General features: G+C 68.3%; 15 protein-coding genes and 1 tRNA gene. 14 read left to right on the top strand and 2 right to left on the bottom strand.

Annotated features, from left to right (window positions below):
- The 4 genes from HW577_RS09155 to nusG form a co-directional block, all read left to right on the top strand.
- Positions 1-124 (top strand): EF-Tu C-terminal domain-related protein (locus HW577_RS09155; protein ID WP_474100243.1); only part of this gene is annotated, 124 nt, incomplete at its 5' end.
- Positions 125-179: 55 nt separating this feature from the next.
- Positions 180-256 (top strand) — tRNA-Trp (locus HW577_RS09150).
- Between the two features lie 85 nt (positions 257-341).
- Positions 342-536 (top strand): preprotein translocase subunit SecE, encoded by a 195-nt coding sequence (gene secE / locus HW577_RS09145; protein WP_198375833.1) that lies wholly within the window; start codon positions 342-344, stop codon positions 534-536.
- A 14-nt stretch (positions 537-550) separates the two neighbouring features.
- Positions 551-1,087 carry a transcription termination/antitermination protein NusG gene (nusG, locus tag HW577_RS09140; RefSeq protein WP_198375832.1) on the top strand — a complete coding sequence of 179 codons (537 nt, stop codon included), beginning with the start codon at positions 551-553 and terminating at the stop codon, positions 1,085-1,087.
- A gap of 176 nt (positions 1,088-1,263) precedes the next feature.
- Here nusG and HW577_RS09135 read toward each other — a convergent pair whose 3' ends face one another.
- Entirely contained in the window at positions 1,264-2,109 is an 846-nt protein-coding gene (locus tag HW577_RS09135) for a protein-methionine-sulfoxide reductase heme-binding subunit MsrQ (RefSeq protein WP_198375831.1), read from the bottom strand.
- Between the two features lie 152 nt (positions 2,110-2,261).
- On the bottom strand, positions 2,262-3,257 hold the full coding sequence (locus HW577_RS09130; protein ID WP_198375830.1) for a catalase family peroxidase: 996 nt from the start codon (positions 3,255-3,257) through the stop codon (positions 2,262-2,264).
- A gap of 274 nt (positions 3,258-3,531) precedes the next feature.
- Between HW577_RS09130 and HW577_RS09125 the strand changes: the two genes are divergently transcribed.
- The 10 genes from HW577_RS09125 to HW577_RS09080 form a co-directional block, all read left to right on the top strand.
- A complete protein-coding gene (locus HW577_RS09125; protein ID WP_198375829.1) occupies positions 3,532-4,104 on the top strand; it encodes a transposase in 573 nt (190 codons plus the stop codon).
- Positions 4,105-4,397: 293 nt separating this feature from the next.
- The gene (gene rplK / locus HW577_RS09120) at positions 4,398-4,832 is read left to right on the top strand and encodes a 50S ribosomal protein L11 (protein WP_198375828.1); all 435 of its coding nucleotides are present in this window, start codon (positions 4,398-4,400) and stop codon (positions 4,830-4,832) included.
- Between the two features lie 4 nt (positions 4,833-4,836).
- Positions 4,837-5,541: a 50S ribosomal protein L1 gene (gene rplA / locus HW577_RS09115; protein ID WP_198375827.1), complete on the top strand. Its 705-nt coding sequence runs from the start codon at positions 4,837-4,839 to the stop codon at positions 5,539-5,541.
- Between the two features lie 293 nt (positions 5,542-5,834).
- Complete coding sequence (gene rplJ, locus HW577_RS09110) at positions 5,835-6,359, top strand: 50S ribosomal protein L10 (RefSeq protein ID WP_332837582.1); 525 nt, start codon at positions 5,835-5,837, stop codon at positions 6,357-6,359.
- A gap of 109 nt (positions 6,360-6,468) precedes the next feature.
- Positions 6,469-6,846 (top strand): 50S ribosomal protein L7/L12, encoded by a 378-nt coding sequence (gene rplL, locus HW577_RS09105; protein ID WP_198375826.1) that lies wholly within the window; start codon positions 6,469-6,471, stop codon positions 6,844-6,846.
- A 181-nt stretch (positions 6,847-7,027) separates the two neighbouring features.
- The gene (gene rpoB / locus HW577_RS09100; RefSeq protein WP_198375825.1) at positions 7,028-11,212 is read left to right on the top strand and encodes a DNA-directed RNA polymerase subunit beta; all 4,185 of its coding nucleotides are present in this window, start codon (positions 7,028-7,030) and stop codon (positions 11,210-11,212) included.
- A 79-nt stretch (positions 11,213-11,291) separates the two neighbouring features.
- On the top strand, positions 11,292-15,464 hold the full coding sequence (gene rpoC / locus HW577_RS09095; RefSeq protein ID WP_198375824.1) for a DNA-directed RNA polymerase subunit beta': 4,173 nt from the start codon (positions 11,292-11,294) through the stop codon (positions 15,462-15,464).
- A gap of 327 nt (positions 15,465-15,791) precedes the next feature.
- Positions 15,792-16,163, top strand: a complete 372-nt coding sequence (gene rpsL, locus HW577_RS09090; RefSeq protein WP_137127375.1) for a 30S ribosomal protein S12 — start codon at positions 15,792-15,794, stop codon at positions 16,161-16,163.
- 11 nt (positions 16,164-16,174) lie between these two features.
- On the top strand, positions 16,175-16,651 hold the full coding sequence (gene rpsG / locus HW577_RS09085; RefSeq protein ID WP_198375823.1) for a 30S ribosomal protein S7: 477 nt from the start codon (positions 16,175-16,177) through the stop codon (positions 16,649-16,651).
- Positions 16,652-16,677: 26 nt separating this feature from the next.
- Positions 16,678-16,804 (top strand): GTP-binding protein (locus HW577_RS09080; RefSeq protein ID WP_232474794.1); only part of this gene is annotated, 127 nt, incomplete at its 3' end.

Raw genomic sequence — 16,804 nt, 5'->3', positions numbered from 1 at the left:
CGACAACGTGTCGATGGACGTAGAACTGATTGCGCCGATCGCGATGGACGAAGGGCTGCGCTTCGCGATCCGCGAAGGCGGCCGCACCGTCGGCGCCGGCGTCGTCGCGAAGATCACGGCGTAACGGGCCGCGTTGCCTGCCCGCCGCCGTGGCGCTATGTGACGGCGGCGGGACGCAGAGGGGCGTAGCTCAATTGGCTAGAGCGCCGGTCTCCAAAACCGGAGGTTGGGGGTTCGAGACCCTCCGCCCCTGCCACCGCCGCACCGGCTGACATAAGGTCTCGCACCGGGTGGTGGCCCAGCCAGGGTCGCCGCCCGCCGTCGTTCCAGAGGACACCGACTTGGCCAAGTTCGATCCGGCGCAGTACATCCGGGAAGTCCGGCAGGAGGTCAGCCGGGTAACCTGGCCATCCCGCAAGGAAACCCTGGTCACGACCGGCCTGGTGCTGGCCATGTCGGCGCTCGCGGCCGTGTTCTTCCTCGTGGTGGACCAGCTGATCCAGCTGGCCATGCGCCTCGTGTTCGGCATCGGCTGAAGGAGAGCGGCACCGTGGCCGACAAGAAGTGGTACGTGGTTCACGTCTATTCGGGCTTCGAGAAGAAGATCGCCGAGCAGATCAAGCACCAGGCGGCGCAGAAGGGACTCGCCGACAAGTTCGACGAGGTGCTGGTCCCGACCGAGCAGATCACCGAGGTTCGCCGCGGCCAGAAGGTCGATACCGACCGGAAGTTCTTCCCCGGCTACGTGCTGGTGAAGATGGAAATGACCGACGACGCCTGGCACCTGGTGAAGGACACGCCGAAGGTCACCGGCTTCCTCGGTGCGCGCAACAAGCCCCAGCCCGTCCCGGCCTCCGAGGCCGAGCGCCTGCTCAAGCAGGTGCAGGAAGGCGTGGAAAAGCCGCGCAAGCCCGCCGTGGTGTTCGAGGTGGGCGAACAGGTCCGCGTTGCCGACGGCCCCTTCACGTCCTTCAACGGCGTGGTCGAGGAAGTGGACGAGGAGAAGGGCCGCGTGAAGGTCTCCGTCTCCATCTTCGGACGGTCCACGCCGGTCGACCTCGAATACGGGCAGGTCGAGAAGCTCTGAGACCAAGGGGGCGCCGCCCCCTGCGGCACTGTCCGATCACGCTGCATGGGCGTGATCGGATTTCGTGCTGCTGAATCCAACGCGTCAGAGCGATATCCGAGCGGCCGGTCGCGGCCGATCTGGCATCGCTCTGACCCCCGCCGGGATGACAGTGTCACCCCGGACCCCGCCAGGGTTCAGGCCGCCCGAGCGACGCGTCGCGCGCGCGGCACGGCACGCAAGGCCGCCGCGCCAAGGCCGGCCACCAGCACCCACAGAGCCGGGCGCAGGCCGAAGGCGACATCCAGGTTCGCCGCCAGCACGCGCCACGGGTCGATCCCCGTCGCCAGGCCATACCAGGCGAATTCCAGCGCCGCCGTCGCCGCCCCGGCGCCCATCGCCAGCACGAACATCGCCACCACCCCCGGCGCGCCACCCGCCGGCGCCAGCAGGCGATAGCCGATCAGCCAGGCGAAGAACCCCGCCATCAGCATCGGCTCCGTCACATCCGCCTTGGATTGCAGCGTGAAATGCACCAGCGCGAGCACGCCGGCGGGGAAGACCAGCCGGTGCAGCCGGCGCCACGCCACCCCACCCAGCCGCTTCACCGCGCCATCCGTCGACGTCGCGGTGAGCACCGCCAGCGCGACCAGCGCGACGAAGCCGATCGTCAGATAGACGCGGCGGATGATCTCGCTGCCGACCTTCAGCCAGTCGAAGCCGAGATCCCCCGCATAGAGCAGCAGGTGCAAACCCGCATAGGCGAAGCAGGCGACACCCACCATGCGCCGCAGCTCCGCCACCCGCGCCTGCCGCGTGATCTGCCGCAGCGGCGTGACGAGCAGGGACAGCAGCAACAGCCGGATCGCCCAGGTGCCGGCATCATGCGTCGCTGCCTGCCAGGGCTTCGGGCCCAGCGAGGCCGTCCAGGCGGCGTGGGCGAGCAGGAGCGCGGGCAGCGTCAACGCCGCGAGGACGAGCGCCTTGAAGGGGGAAAAGGCGCCGGCGCGGTCGCGCCAGGGCGTCAGGTCGGTCCAGGTCATCACGCGGGGATATACGGTCGGGGGGCGGGTTCGGTTAGCCGGGGAAGCGCGCGGCGTCGCGCTGTCTCCCTGGAGGGGCGCCGCCCCTCCAGACCACCCCGCCGAGGCCCGAAAGGCCCTCGGAACCCAAGACTTCGCCGGACCCCCGGTCGCTACTGGCCGCCCACGCGACGGGAAAACGACTCGGCATAGGCCGGCGTGCGCATCTGCAGGATCGGATCGTCCGAGGGATCGATCCCGCGCGGCAGCGACACCGGGCTGAACATCAGCCCCACACAGGCCTCCGCCGCGGCGACGCGACGGATCGAGAGCCGCGCCACCTCCACCCGCGGGCGATCCTCCGGCCAGGCGACGGTGGCATCCGTCAGCACGTCGCCGTCCCGCGCCACGGTCAGGAAGACGCGCCACTCGGCCGCACCCCGCGCGAGCCGCGCCGAGAACTCACCCTCGAGGAAATCCGTCCCGAGCCGCTGCCGGTCCTCCGCCGTCATGCTCCGGCGACCCTCGACAGGCTCGAAACTCCAGCGCGCCGGGCGCACCTGGCCCGCGGCATCGGTGAAGAGGAAGCTGTGCACGCCGAAATAGGGCGCGCTCGCATAGCTGTCCGACGGAGGATTGGCCCGTATCCAGGCAGCCTGGCGCGTCACCTCGGGATTGGCGGCGACGAAGGCCTGGATGCGCGCCTGGTCCGCCTGCCCGGTGGCAGGGTCCGGCCGCCGCGCCAACAGGTTGTCGCGGAACTGCTCCGGCGTCCGCAGGCCGAACATCGGCGTCGAGATCACGACGAAGTCGTGCGATTCATTGCCCGGCAGGTTGAGCCGCAAGGCCAGGCCGCGCGCATTGTCCGCATTGTCCGGCGCACGCGGATTGCCGCCGGCCAAGGAGAAACGCGCCAGCACCGGCGCGCGCGTGCCCGCCGCCAGGGTCGCCGCCGTCGTCAGCCCAGCGCCGGCGCCGGTCGAAACCCACTCGCCCTCGGCGCAGAACCCCTTGGGATGCGCACGACGCAGCCCGCCATTGCGGCCGAACATCCCTTCAAGCGCATCGACGAGCTGTCCGGGCGTGGCCGGCCCGGACGGAGCCTGGGCCTGGGCACCGAGCGGCAGCGCGAGCATGGCGGTCAGCGCAAGGGCGATCGCATGGCGCATGGCACAACCTGTCCTGGGGCGGAAGCGCAGACGCTAGCACGCCCAAGGTGCGCGACCAGCCCATGCCCGGCGCGGCACGCGCAGCGCGCGCTGCCGGGCCAGGGTTCCGCTGGCGGGCGGCGCTTCGCTCAGCCGGAGGGACGAAGCCCCGAGGGACAACGCATGGTCCGGAAGGCTGATGTTCCTCCGGCTTTCGCTCAATCTGCTTGTGAATAGGAAAGAACGCCTATATTCTCCTCCATCCTGTCGTCCTCTTGCCCCTGGACCGCCCTGCATGACGTCGCTCCCCATCGACCCTCACCCCTTCCGCCCTCTGACCGACGAGGAATATTCTCTCCTCGCCCGGAGCCTTCCCCCGGAGAAGGGTGTCCGTGGCCGCCCGCCGCAGGACCGGCGGCGCACGCTCGATGCCATCTTCTGGGTCGCCTGTTCGCGCGGGCCGTGGAAGGCGCTGCCGCGCGACTATGGCCGGGCGGACACGGCCTCCCGCGCGCTGCGGCGCTGGGCGGCCTCGGGGCATCTCGACCTCTTGCTCACGCATGTGGCGAACCGGACGCGCGCGGATGCGCTGTGGCAGGCGCTCGCCTGGCGGATCGCGCGGGCCTGGCGGCGGGTGTCGCGGGTGGTGAGGTTGTCGCAGTTGCTGCTGGCCAAGCGGCTGGGCGTGCTGGAGGCCTTGCCCGCCCATCCGCGGTTCCTGCCCGACCCGGATTTGTCCAAGGCCATACAGTCCCAGGTGGTCGAGGCGCTCAAGACGGCGTGGGACCAGCCGCCGGGGGTGTTTTCCGGCTTCGCCCGGTTGATCAGCATCGCCGGCGGCCGCATGCGCTACTGGCGCCTGCGCTGATGCTGTCCCTGGTCGATGGGTTCCGAGGGCCTTTCGGCCCTCGGCGGGTCCAGGGCGGCGCCCTGGCCCGGTGGTCTGGAGGGGCGGAGCCCCTCCAGGTGGATGCGTGGTCTGGAGGGGCGGAGCCCCTCCGGTCCGCGCCCCCCTGGACAAGTCCCGCCCGTCCCGCTACACGCCCGCCCTCGCCGAGCGGCCGGGGGTGTTTCCCCGGCCTTCGGCGTTTCAGGGAACGCGGGAGGGCCTTTCGGCCCGTCAGGACCGCGGGCCTCTGGCAACAGCAGAGGACTGTCACAGTGGCGAAGAAGATCGCAGGCTACATCAAGCTGCAGATCCCGGCCGGCAAGGCGAATCCGTCGCCGCCCGTCGGGCCCGCGCTCGGTCAGCGCGGCCTGAACATCATGCAGTTCGTGAAGGAGTTCAACGCGGCGACGCAGCAGATGGAGCCGGGCACGCCGACGCCCGTCGTCATCACCGCGTACACCGACCGCACCTTCTCCTTCATCACCAAGACGCCTCCGAACACGTACTTCCTGCTCAAGGCCGCGAAGCTCGAGAAGGGCAGCACGACGCCGGGCAAGGGTGCGTCGATCGGTCGCGTGACGAAGTCCCAGCTGGCCGAGATCGCCAAGACCAAGATGCAGCACATGAACGCGAACGACGTGGACGCCGCGGTGCGGATGCTCGCGGGCTCCGCCCGTTCCATGGGCCTCACCGTGGTGGAGGGCTGATCCGATGCCGCAGCAGGGCAAGCGTCTGAAGGCCGTCTATGCCGGGTTCGACCGGGAGAAGGCCTATGGGCTCGAGGAAGCGGTGAAGATCGCGAAGTCGAACGCCAAGGCGAAGTTCGACGAGACGATCGAGATCGCGATGAATCTCGGCATCGACCCGCGGCATGCGGACCAGATGGTCCGTGGCGTGGTGGGCCTGCCGCATGGCACCGGCAAGACGGTGCGCGTGGGCGTCTTCGCCCGCGGTGCCAAGGCAGATGAGGCGAAGGCCGCCGGGGCCGACGTGGTCGGCGCCGATGACCTCGCCGCGCTGGTGCAGGAAGGCAAGATCGAGTTCGACCGCTGCATCGCCACGCCCGACATGATGGCGCTGGTGGGCCGGCTCGGTAAGGTTCTCGGCCCGCGCGGGCTGATGCCGAACCCGAAGCTCGGCACGGTCACGATGGACGTGAAGGGTGCGGTCACCGCGGCCAAGGCCGGCCAGGTGGAATTCCGCGCCGAGAAGGCGGGCATCGTGCATGCCGGCATCGGCAAGGCGTCGTTCGGCGAGGATGCGCTGCTGGCCAATGCGCGCGCCTTCGTGGACGCGATCCAGCGTGCCAAGCCGACCGGGGCGAAGGGGACCTACCTGAAGAAGGTGGCGCTCTCCTCGACCATGGGGCCGGGCGTGAAGGTGGACGTGGCGAGCCTTTCGGGCGCCACGCCCTGATGGAATACGCCCAGCCCTTCCGGGGCTGGGTGGGCAGGACGGGGGCCGAGGCCCTTTGTCCGAAACCTGTCGGAGACCTCCTGCGGCCCTTCGGGGCCTTGATTCGGCGAAGCCGGGCAGGGGAGAGACGGGGTGCCGAACCGATGACATGGCCGGGCCTTCGGGTCCCGGCATGGCTTGGCTTGGTGTTCCGGCCTGACAGGCGAACAGGGGTGTCCGGCATGGTGCCGGCGCCCCCGTGTGGACCGGTCGGAGCCCCTCCACAAGGCGCCGGCCACCGACGGAGACGTGGAGTGGACCGTACGGAGAAGCGTGAGTTCGTCGCTTCGCTCGCGGCTGTCTTCGCAGAGACCTCCTTCGTGCTCGTGGCCCAGAACAAGGGTCTCACGGTCGCGGATGTGAGCGAACTGCGCCGGCGGATGCGCGCGGCGGGCGCGACGTACAAGGTCGCGAAGAACCGCCTGGCCACCCTCGCCCTCGAAGGCACCCGTTTCGACGGCGTCAAGCCGCTGCTGAAGGGTCCGACCGCGCTCGCGTGGTCGACGGATCCTGTGGCGGTGGCGAAGACCGCGGTCGAGTTCGCCAAGACGAACGACAAGTTCGTTGTCCTGGGCGGTGCGCTCGGAACCCAGACGCTGAGCGCCGATGGCGTGAAGGCTCTGGCCGAGCTGCCGTCCCTGGAGACGCTGCGTGCGCAGCTGCTGGGTCTGATCCAGACCCCGGCGACGCGCATCGCGGGCATCCTCCAGGCCCCTGGTGGGCAGGTGGCACGGGTCCTTTCGGCTTACGCCAAGAAGGACGAGGCCCAGGCGGCCTGAGGGCCGCAGGAACCGTCCCCCGCGGTCGTTCCGCCCATAGGTTGAAGGGCGCGGCCACGGGGGAGTTGCACAACCGATGTCAAGCCATTAGATCGAGGAGTATTCAGACATGGCCGATCTCGCGAAGCTGGTGGACGAGCTGTCGTCCCTGACCGTTCTGGAGGCCGCCGAGCTCTCCAAGATGCTCGAGGAGAAGTGGGGCGTTTCCGCCGCGGCGCCGGTCGCCGTTGCGGCGGCGCCGGCCGCTGCCGCCGCGGCGCCCGCCGCCGAGGCGCAGACCGAGTTCACTGTCATCCTGGCCAACAGCGGTGACAAGAAGATCAACGTGATCAAGGAGATCCGCACCATCACCGGCCTGGGCCTGAAGGAAGCCAAGGATCTGGTCGAGGGCGCCCCGAAGACCGTCAAGGAAGGCGTGTCCAAGGACGAAGCGGACAAGATCAAGAAGGTGCTGGAAGAGAACGGCGCCAAGGTCGAGATCAAGTGATCTCGTCCCCTGTCCCGCCCGGCGACGGGCGGGATGGGGGAAGCAGTTCGAGAGGGTGCGGGTGGGGTTTCCGGAACGGTCCGGGAATGCCGCCCGTTCCTGCGTTGCCGGACACGGCGATGCGAGGGTTCCCCGCCGGCCGGGGTGTGCGGGCCGGGGCAGATAGGGAAGCAGGACAGGCATGAACGCTATCACGAAGTCGTTCACGGGGCGCAAGCGGATCCGCAAGAGCTTCGGGCGTCTCCCCGAAGTGGCGCCGATGCCGAACCTCATCGACGTGCAGCGGGCTTCCTACGAAGCCTTCCTGCAGATGGAGGTGAGCCCCGACAGCCGGCTTCATGCCGGGCTGCAGGAGGTGTTCAAGTCCGTCTTCCCGATCGACGACTTCGCCGGCCGCGGCAGGCTCGAATTCGTGCAGTACGAGCTCGAGGAGCCGAAATACGACGTCGAGGAATGCATCCAGCGCGGCCTGACCTTCGCCGCCCCGCTCAAGGTGCGCCTGCGCCTGATCGTGTGGGACGTGGACGAGGACACCGGCAGCCGGTCCGTCCGCGACATCAAGGAGCAGGATGTCTACATGGGCGACATGCCGCTCATGACGGACAACGGTACCTTCATCATCAACGGCACCGAGCGCGTCATCGTCTCGCAGATGCACCGCTCCCCGGGCGTCTTCTTCGACCATGACAAGGGCAAGACGCACAGCAGCGGCAAGTACCTGTTCGCCGCGCGCGTCATTCCCTATCGCGGTTCCTGGCTCGATTTCGAGTTCGACGCGAAGGACATCTGCTACGTCCGCATCGACCGGAAGCGGAAGCTGCCGACGACGACGCTGCTGCTCGCACTCGACTCCGACCTGACGGAACGGCGCCGCGCCGAACGCGTGGCCGAGGGGCGCGACCTCGAGCCGAGCGAGATCCGCGGCATGGATGCCGAGGAGATCCTCAACGCCTTCTACGGCCAGGTCGTGTTCAGCCGCAGCGCCAAGGGCTGGAGCCGCGCCTTCGACCCCGAGGCCTTCCGCGGCGTGAAGCTGGCGGAGCCGCTGGTCGACGCCAAGACCGGCCTGGTGGTCGCCGAGAAGGACGCGAAGCTGACGCCGCGCACCGCGCGCAAGATCGCCGAGGCCGGCACGACGGAAGTGCTCGTCGGCCGCGCCGACCTGCTCGGCCGCTTCGTCGCCGAGGACATGGTCGACGCGACGACCGGCGAGATCTGGGCCGAGGCCGGCGACGAGCTGACCGAACCCAAGCTTGCCGCGATCGAGGAAGCGGGTCTCGACCGGCTGCCCACGCTCGCCATCGACCAGTCGGTCGGCCCCTGGATGCGCAACACCCTCGCGGTGGACAAGAACACCAACCGCGACGAAGCGCTGATGGACATCTACCGGGTGATGCGCCCCGGCGAGCCGCCGACGCCCGAGACGGCCGAGGCGCTGTTCCGCGGCCTGTTCTTCGATGCCGAGCGCTACGACCTGTCGGCCGTCGGCCGGGTGAAGATGAACATGCGCCTCGGCTTCAGCGCCGAGGAAGTGCCTGATCACGTCCGCACGCTGCGGAAGCAGGACATCGTGGCGACGCTGCGCGTGCTGCTCGACCTGAAGGACGGGCGCGGGCAGATCGACGACATCGACAACCTCGGCAACCGGCGCGTGCGCTCGGTCGGCGAGCTGATGGAGAACCAGTACCGCGTCGGGCTGCTGCGCATGGAGCGCGCGATCAAGGAGCGCATGGGCTCGGTCGACATCGACACGGTCATGCCGCACGACCTGATCAACGCGAAGCCGGCCGCGGCCGCGGTGCGCGAGTTCTTCGGCTCGTCGCAGCTGTCGCAGTTCATGGACCAGACCAACCCGCTGTCGGAGGTGACGCACAAGCGCCGCCTCTCCGCACTCGGTCCGGGCGGCCTGACGCGCGAGCGCGCGGGCTTCGAGGTGCGCGACGTGCACCCGACGCATTACGGCCGCATCTGCCCGATCGAGACGCCGGAAGGGCCGAACATCGGCCTGATCAACTCGCTGGCCACCTTCGCCAAGGTGAACAAGTACGGCTTCATCGAGACGCCCTATCGCCTCGTGAAGGACGGCCGGATCGTGGGCGACCCGCGCTACCTCTCCGCGATGGAGGAGGAGCGGCTGGTCGTCGCGCAGGCGGACGCGAACGTGGACGAAGGCGGCGCCTTCAAGGACGAGCTGGTCTCGGTGCGCCAGGGCGGCGACTTCCGCCTGGTGAAGCCCGAGGAGGTGACGGCGATCGACGTCTCGCCCAAGCAGCTCGTCTCGGTCGCGGCCGCGCTCATTCCGTTCCTCGAGAACGACGACGCCAACCGCGCGCTCATGGGCTCGAACATGCAGCGCCAGGCGGTGCCGCTGATCCGCGCCGATGCGCCGCTGGTGGGCACGGGCATGGAAGCCGCGGTGGCGCGGGATTCGGGTGCGACCATCGTCGCGCGCCGGGACGGCGTAATCGACAGCATCGACGGCGCGCGCATCGTGGTGCGTGCATCCGGCGACGACGGCACGACGCGTGGCGTCGACATCTATCGCCTGCGCAAGTTCATGCGCTCCAACCAGTCCACCTGCATCAACCAGCGCCCGCTGGTGAAGGTGGGGGACAAGGTTCAGGCCGGCGACATCATCGCCGACGGTCCTTCGACGGAACTCGGCGAACTGGCGCTGGGGCGCAACGTGCTCTGCGCCTTCATGCCGTGGAACGGCTACAACTTCGAGGACAGCATCCTGATCAGCGAGCGCATCGCGAAGGATGACGTCTTCACCTCGATCCACATCGAGGAATTCGAGGTGATGGCCCGCGACACGAAGCTGGGCCAGGAGGAGATCACCCGCGACATCCCGAATGTCGGCGAGGAAGCGCTGCGCAACCTCGACGAGGCGGGCATCGTCTACATCGGTGCCGAGGTGAACCCGGGCGACATCCTGGTGGGCAAGGTGACGCCGAAGGGCGAGAGCCCGATGACGCCGGAGGAGAAGCTGCTCCGCGCCATCTTCGGCGAGAAGGCGTCGGATGTGCGCGACACCTCGCTGAAGCTGCCCCCCGGGGTGGCGGGGACGATCGTCGACGTGCGCGTCTTCTCCCGCCGCGGCGTGGACAAGGACGAGCGCGCCATGGCGATCGAGCGCGCCGAGATCGAACGGCTCGCCAAGGACCGCGACGACGAGAAGGCGATCCAGGAGCGGTCCTTCTACGGCCGGCTGCGCGAGCGCCTGCTGAACCGCAAGGCGTCGGGCGGCTTCAAGGGTGTCAAGGCCGGCACGGTCATCACGGATGAGGTGCTCGACCAGTTCGCCCGCGCGACCTGGCGGCAGATCGGCGTCGCCGACGACGCCGCCATGGCCGAGATCGAGGCGCTGAAGCGCGAGTTCGACGCGGCGGTCGAGCGCCTGCAGAAGCGCTTCGAGAGCAAGGTCGAGAAGCTGCAGCGCGGCGACGAGCTGCCGCCGGGCGTGATGAAGATGGTCAAGGTCTTCGTCGCGGTGAAGCGCAAGCTGCAGCCGGGCGACAAGATGGCAGGCCGCCACGGCAACAAGGGCGTGGTCTCCCGCGTCGTGCCGATCGAGGACATGCCGTTCCTCGAGGACGGCAGCCATGTCGATCTCGTGCTGAACCCGCTCGGCGTGCCCTCGCGCATGAATGTGGGCCAGATCCTCGAGACGCATCTGGGCTGGGCCTGCGCGAGCCTCGGCAAGCAGGTGGGCGAGCTGGTGGAGGAATATCGCCACCGCGGCGCCCGCCGGTCCGAGCTCGAGGCGAAGCTCAAGGACGTGTACGGCGAGGAGATCTTCGCCCGCGACATCGCGCCGATGAGCGACGAGCAGCTGGTCGAGCTCGGGGAGAACCTGCGCAAGGGCATCCCGATCGCGACCCCGGTCTTCGACGGTGCCAAGCCCTCGGACATCGAGGACATGCTGGACAAGGCCGGGCTCGACCGCTCCGGCCAGGTCTGGCTGCGTGATGGCCGCACGGGCGAGCAGTTCGAGCGCAAGGTCACGGTCGGCTACATCTACATGCTGAAGCTGCACCACCTGGTCGACGACAAGATCCATGCGCGCTCGATCGGGCCGTACAGCCTCGTCACCCAGCAGCCGCTGGGCGGCAAGGCGCAGTTCGGCGGCCAGCGCTTCGGCGAAATGGAGGTCTGGGCGCTGGAAGCCTACGGCGCCGCCTACACGCTGCAGGAGATGCTGACGGTGAAGTCGGACGACGTCTCGGGCCGCACCAAGGTCTATGAGGCGATCGTGCGCGACCAGGACAACTTCGAGGCCGGCATTCCGGAATCCTTCAACGTGCTGGTGAAGGAGCTGAAGTCGCTCGGCCTCAATGTCGATCTGGAGACCCGCCCGACCTGATGCGCGGGCGCGCCATCCTTTCTGAAACGCTCAGCCGCCGTGGGATGTCCACGGCGGCGGCCTCACACACGAGGACCGCATGAACGAGCTGATGAAGATCCTGGGCCAGACCGGCCAGGCCATGACCTTCGACCAGATCAAGATCACGATCGCTTCGCCCGAGCAGATCCGGTCCTGGTCCTATGGCGAGATCAAGAAGCCCGAGACCATCAACTACCGCACCTTCAAGCCGGAGCGGGATGGGCTGTTCTGCGCGCGCATCTTCGGTCCGATCAAGGACTACGAGTGCCTGTGCGGCAAGTACAAGCGGATGAAGTTCCGCGGCATCATCTGCGAGAAGTGCGGCGTCGAGGTGACGCTGGCCAAGGTGCGCCGCGAGCGCATGGGCCATATCGAGCTCGCCAGCCCGGTCGCGCATATCTGGTTCCTGAAGTCGCTGCCCTCGCGCGTCGGCCTGATGGTCGACATGTCGCTGAAGGAGCTCGAGAAGGTCCTCTACTTCGAGAACTACGTCGTGCTGGAGCCGGGCCTGACGGACCTGAAGCTGCATCAGCTTCTGACCGAGGACCAGTACCAGACCAAGATGGACGAGTTCGGCGAGGACGCCTTCTCGGTCGGCATCGGCGCCGAAGCGGTCAAGCAGATGCTCGGCGGCATCGACCTGCAGGCCGAAGGCGTGAAGCTGCGCTCCGAGCTGAAGGAGACGACGTCGGAGGCGAAGCGCAAGAAGCTCGTGAAGCGGCTCAAGCTGATCGAGTCCTTCGGCGAATCGGGCGCGCATCCGCAGTGGATGATCCTGGACGTGGTGCCGGTCATCCCGCCGGAACTCCGCCCGCTGGTGCCGCTCGATGGCGGCCGCTTCGCGACGTCCGACCTGAATGACCTCTATCGTCGCGTCATCAACCGCAACAACCGCCTGAAGCGGCTGATCGAGCTGCGTGCGCCCGACATCATCGTGCGCAATGAAAAGCGCATGCTGCAGGAAGCGGTCGATGCGCTGTTCGACAATGGCCGTCGCGGCCGCGCCATCACGGGGGCGAACAAGCGCCCGCTGAAGTCGCTGTCCGACATGCTGAAGGGCAAGCAGGGCCGCTTCCGGCAGAACCTGCTCGGCAAGCGCGTCGACTATTCGGGCCGCTCGGTCATCGTCGTGGGTCCGGAGCTGAAGCTGCACCAATGCGGCCTGCCCAAGAAGATGGCGCTCGAGCTGTTCAAGCCGTTCATCTACAGCAAGCTCGAGAAGTACGGGCATGCGACCACCATCAAGGCCGCGAAGCGGATGGTGGAGAAGGAGCGTCCCGAGGTGTGGGACATCCTCGAGGAGGTGATCCGCGAGCACCCGGTCATGCTGAACCGGGCGCCGACGCTGCACCGCCTCGGCATCCAGGCCTTCGAGCCGGTGCTGATCGAGGGCAAGGCGATCCAGCTGCATCCGCTGGTCTGCACCGCCTTCAACGCGGACTTCGACGGCGACCAGATGGCGGTGCACGTGCCGCTCTCGCTGGAAGCGCAGCTCGAAGCCCGCGTGCTGATGATGTCGACCAACAACATCCTCAGCCCGGCGAACGGCAAGCCGATCATCGTCCCCTCGCAGGACATCGTGCTCGGCCTGTACTACCTCAGCCTCGAGACGCCGGAATTCCTGGCGACCGAGGAGAAGGACACGCCGGCCTTCGCCAGCATGGGTGAGATCGAGCAGGCTCTCGAAGCCGGCGCGATCACGCTGCACAGCAAGATCCGCGCGCGCCGCCGCACCATGAACGCGGCGGGCGAGGTGGTGACGGAACGCCCGCTGACGACGGCCGGGCGGATGATGATCGGCGCGCTGCTGCCGCTGCATCCGCAGCTGCCCTTCTCGCTGGTCAACCGGATGCTGACGAAGAAGAACGTCTCCGACGTGATCGACGCGGTGTATCGCCACTGCGGGCAGAAGGAGAGCGTGATCTTCGCCGACCGGCTGATGGGCCTGGGCTTCAAGCAGGCGGCCAAGGCCGGCATCTCCTTCGGCAAGGACGACATGGTGGTGCCCGACACCAAGGCCGCCCTGATTGCCAAGACGAAGGACGAGGTGAAGGAGTTCGAGCAGCAGTACCTCGACGGCCTGATCACCGCGGGCGAGCGCTACAACAAGGTGGTCGACGCCTGGTCGCGCTGCACCGACGAAGTCGCCGGCGCGATGATGAAGGAGATCATGAAGCAGGAGATCGGCAAGCCCGCCAACTCCGTGTGGATGATGTCCCATTCGGGCGCGCGTGGCTCGCCGGCGCAGATGCGCCAGCTGGCCGGCATGCGCGGCCTGATGGCGAAGCCCTCGGGCGAGATCATCGAGCAGCCGATCATCGCCAACTTCAAGGAGGGCCTGTCGGTCCTCGAGTACTTCAACTCCACCCACGGCGCCCGCAAGGGCCTCGCGGACACGGCGCTGAAGACGGCGAACTCGGGCTACCTCACGCGGCGTCTCGTCGACGTGGCGCAGGACTGCATCATCGTGCAGCAGGATTGCGGCACGGAGCGCGGCCTGACGGTGGGCGCGGTGATGGACGGGGCGGATGTCGTCTCCTCGCTGTCCGAGCGGATCCTTGGGCGCACCTCGCAGGAGGATGTGGCGGACCCGGCGACGGGCGAGCTGATCGTCGCGCGCAACAGCCTGATCGACGAGGTCGCGGCAGAGCGGATCGAGAAGTCGGGCGTGGAGGCGGTGAAGATCCGCTCCGTGCTGACCTGCGACGCGCGGCAGGGCGTGTGCGGCTTCTGCTACGGGCGTGACCTTGCCCGCGGCACGCCGGTGAACATCGGCGAGGCGGTGGGCGTCATCGCCGCCCAGTCGATCGGCGAGCCCGGCACGCAGCTGACGATGCGCACCTTCCACATCGGCGGTGCTGCGCAGCGCGGCGCGGAGCAGTCGGCGGTGGAAGCGGCGGGCGACGGCACCATCAAGGTGCTGAACCGCGTCGTGGTGGCGAACAGCCAGAACCATCCGATCGTCATGAGCCGCAACTGCGAGATCGTGCTGATCGACCTGCAGGGGCGGGAACGTTCCCGCCAGCGCGTGCCCTATGGCGCGCGGCTGCTGACCGAGGACGACGCGACCGTCACGCGCGGCCAGAAGCTGGCCGAGTGGGACCCCTTCACCCTGCCGATCATCACCGAGCGGAACGGCAAGGTGGAGTTCTCCGACCTGATCGAGAATGTCACGCTGGTCGACCGGCAGGACGAGGTGACCGGCCTGTCGTTCAAGGAGGTCGTGGAATACAAGGCACCGGGCAAGGCGGCGGACCTGCGTCCGCGCCTGATCCTGCGCGACGAGAAGAACAACGTCGTCAAGCGCGAGAACGGGACGGAGGCGATCTACTTCCTCACCCCCGGCACAATTCTCTCGATCGACAACGGCGCGGCGGTGGCCGCGGGCGACGTGCTGGCGCGCCTGCCGCGCGAATCGTCCAAGACGCGCGACATCACGGGCGGCCTGCCGCGCGTGGCGGAGCTGTTCGAGGCGCGGCGCCCGAAGGACCACGCGATCATCAGCGAGATCGACGGGCGCGTGGAGTTCGGCAAGGACTACAAGGCAAAGCGCCGCATCCTCGTGGTGCCGGAGCAGGTGGGCGACGAGCAGCCGAGCCCCCGCGAATACCTGGTGCCGAAGGGCAAGCACGTGTCCGTGCAGGAAGGCGATTACGTGAAGCGCGGCGACCCGCTGGTCGACGGGCCGCGCGTGCCGCACGACATCCTGCGCGTGCTGGGGGTGGAGAAGCTCGCCGACTACCTCGTCGAGCAGATCCAGGAGGTCTATCGACTCCAGGGCGTGAAGATCAACGACAAGCACATCGAGGTCATCGTCCGGCAGATGCTGCAGAAGGTGGAGGTTACCGATCCGGGCGACACCACTTACCTGATCGGCGAGACGGTCGACCGCATCGAGTTCGAGATCGAGAACGAGAAGCGGGTCGCGGCCGGGGAACGCCCGGCGGTGGCCGAACCCGTGCTGCAGGGCATCACCAAGGCGTCGCTGCAGACGACCTCCTTCATCTCCGCCGCCTCCTTCCAGGAGACGACGCGGGTGCTGACGGAGGCCGCCACGGCGGGCAAGGTCGACTACCTGGCCGGCCTGAAGGAGAACGTCATCGTCGGGCGCCTGATCCCCGCCGGGACGGGCTCCGTGATGAACCGGCTGCGCGCGTTGGCCGCGCAGCGCGACAAGGGGCGCCTGCCGGGCTCCGCGCCGGCGCTGCCGGAGCCGCGGGCGGCCGAATAGCGGGCCGCTGCGCCATGCGTTCGGGGCCGGCCTTCACAGGAAGACCGGCCCTTTCGCATCGCAGCGACCAAGGGCGCATGAATCGGATGTTCATGCGCTTGACTCATACGGGGGGCGGGCGTAGATAGCCGCCCCTCGGCAGGGCACCGGCAGCGGCGCCCCGCCAGGTTTTGGACCACAAAGCTGCGCCGCCGGCGCCGCCCTGATTTCCAGGGGCTGAGGCCGGCAGCGAGACGGGGGCCCGGAGGGCGTGCAAGCGCACGCGACCCGGGCCGACGTGTTTGCCAGGGCGTAGTGCTGTGGCGCGGACGGTTACGAAGGGGCGTCATGCCGACGATCAACCAGCTCATCGCCAAGGGGCGTGAGACCAAGCCGGCCCGGAACAAGGTCCCGGCGCTCAAGGGCAGCCCGCAGAAGCGCGGCGTCTGCACGCGCGTCTACACGACCACGCCGAAGAAGCCGAACTCGGCGCTCCGCAAGGTCGCGAAGGTGCGCCTGACGAACGGCTTCGAGGTGGTGAGCTACATCCCGGGCGAAGGCCACAACCTGCAGGAGCACTCCGTGGTGCTCATCCGCGGCGGCCGCGTGAAGGACCTTCCGGGCGTTCGCTACCACATCCTGCGCGGCGTGCTCGACACCCAGGGCATCGCCAAGCGCCGCCAGCGTCGTTCGCTGTACGGCGCGAAGCGTCCGAAGTGAGGGGCTGAGAGATGTCGCGTCGTCACCGCGCAGAGAAGCGCGAAGTCCTGCCCGATCCGAAGTTCGGCGACGTCGTGCTGAGCCGTTTCATGAACGTGCTCATGTACGACGGCAAGAAGAGCACGGCCGAGCGGATCGTCTACGCCGCCATGGACACGCTGAAGAAGCGTGGCGGGCCGAACAGCGACCCGCTGCGGCTGTTCCATGAGGCGATGGACAATGTGAAGCCGGCCGTCGAGGTTCGCAGCCGCCGTGTCGGCGGCGCGACCTACCAGGTGCCGGTGGAGGTCCGCCCCGAGCGGCGCCAGGCCCTGGCGATCCGCTGGCTGATCGAAAGCGCGCGCAAGCGCGGCGAGCACACGATGGAAGAGCGCCTGTCCGGCGAGCTGATGGACGCGGCCAACAACCGCGGCTCGGCCGTCAAGAAGCGCGAAGACACGCACCGGATGGCAGAGGCCAACAAGGCCTTCAGCCACTACCGCTGGTAACGCAAACCCGATCGGGAACGACGACAATGGCGAAGGCGAAATTCGAGCGGACGAAGCCGCACTGCAACATTGGCACGATCGGGCACGTGGACCATGGCAAGACGTCGCTGACGGCGGCGATCACCAAGGTGCTTGCGAAGGCCGGTGGTGCGA

The organism is Neoroseomonas rubea (assembly GCF_016106015.1).
Taxonomy (GTDB): Bacteria; Pseudomonadota; Alphaproteobacteria; order Acetobacterales; family Acetobacteraceae; genus Neoroseomonas; species Neoroseomonas rubea.
The sequence above is the reverse complement of the archived record's forward strand: the minus strand, read 5'-3'. Positions and strand labels throughout refer to the sequence as shown.

Coding starts and splice junctions, on each gene's coding strand:
- rpoB (WP_198375825.1), top strand. CDS start 7,028: ATGAACGCTATCACGAAGTCGTTCACGGGGCGCAAGCGGATCCGCAAG.
- rplA (WP_198375827.1), top strand. CDS start 4,837: ATGCCGCAGCAGGGCAAGCGTCTGAAGGCCGTCTATGCCGGGTTCGAC.
- HW577_RS09130 (WP_198375830.1), bottom strand. CDS start 3,257: ATGCGCCATGCGATCGCCCTTGCGCTGACCGCCATGCTCGCGCTGCCG.
- rpoC (WP_198375824.1), top strand. CDS start 11,292: ATGAACGAGCTGATGAAGATCCTGGGCCAGACCGGCCAGGCCATGACC.
- rpsL (WP_137127375.1), top strand. CDS start 15,792: ATGCCGACGATCAACCAGCTCATCGCCAAGGGGCGTGAGACCAAGCCG.
- HW577_RS09135 (WP_198375831.1), bottom strand. CDS start 2,109: ATGACCTGGACCGACCTGACGCCCTGGCGCGACCGCGCCGGCGCCTTT.
- HW577_RS09125 (WP_198375829.1), top strand. CDS start 3,532: ATGACGTCGCTCCCCATCGACCCTCACCCCTTCCGCCCTCTGACCGAC.
- rplL (WP_198375826.1), top strand. CDS start 6,469: ATGGCCGATCTCGCGAAGCTGGTGGACGAGCTGTCGTCCCTGACCGTT.
- rpsG (WP_198375823.1), top strand. CDS start 16,175: ATGTCGCGTCGTCACCGCGCAGAGAAGCGCGAAGTCCTGCCCGATCCG.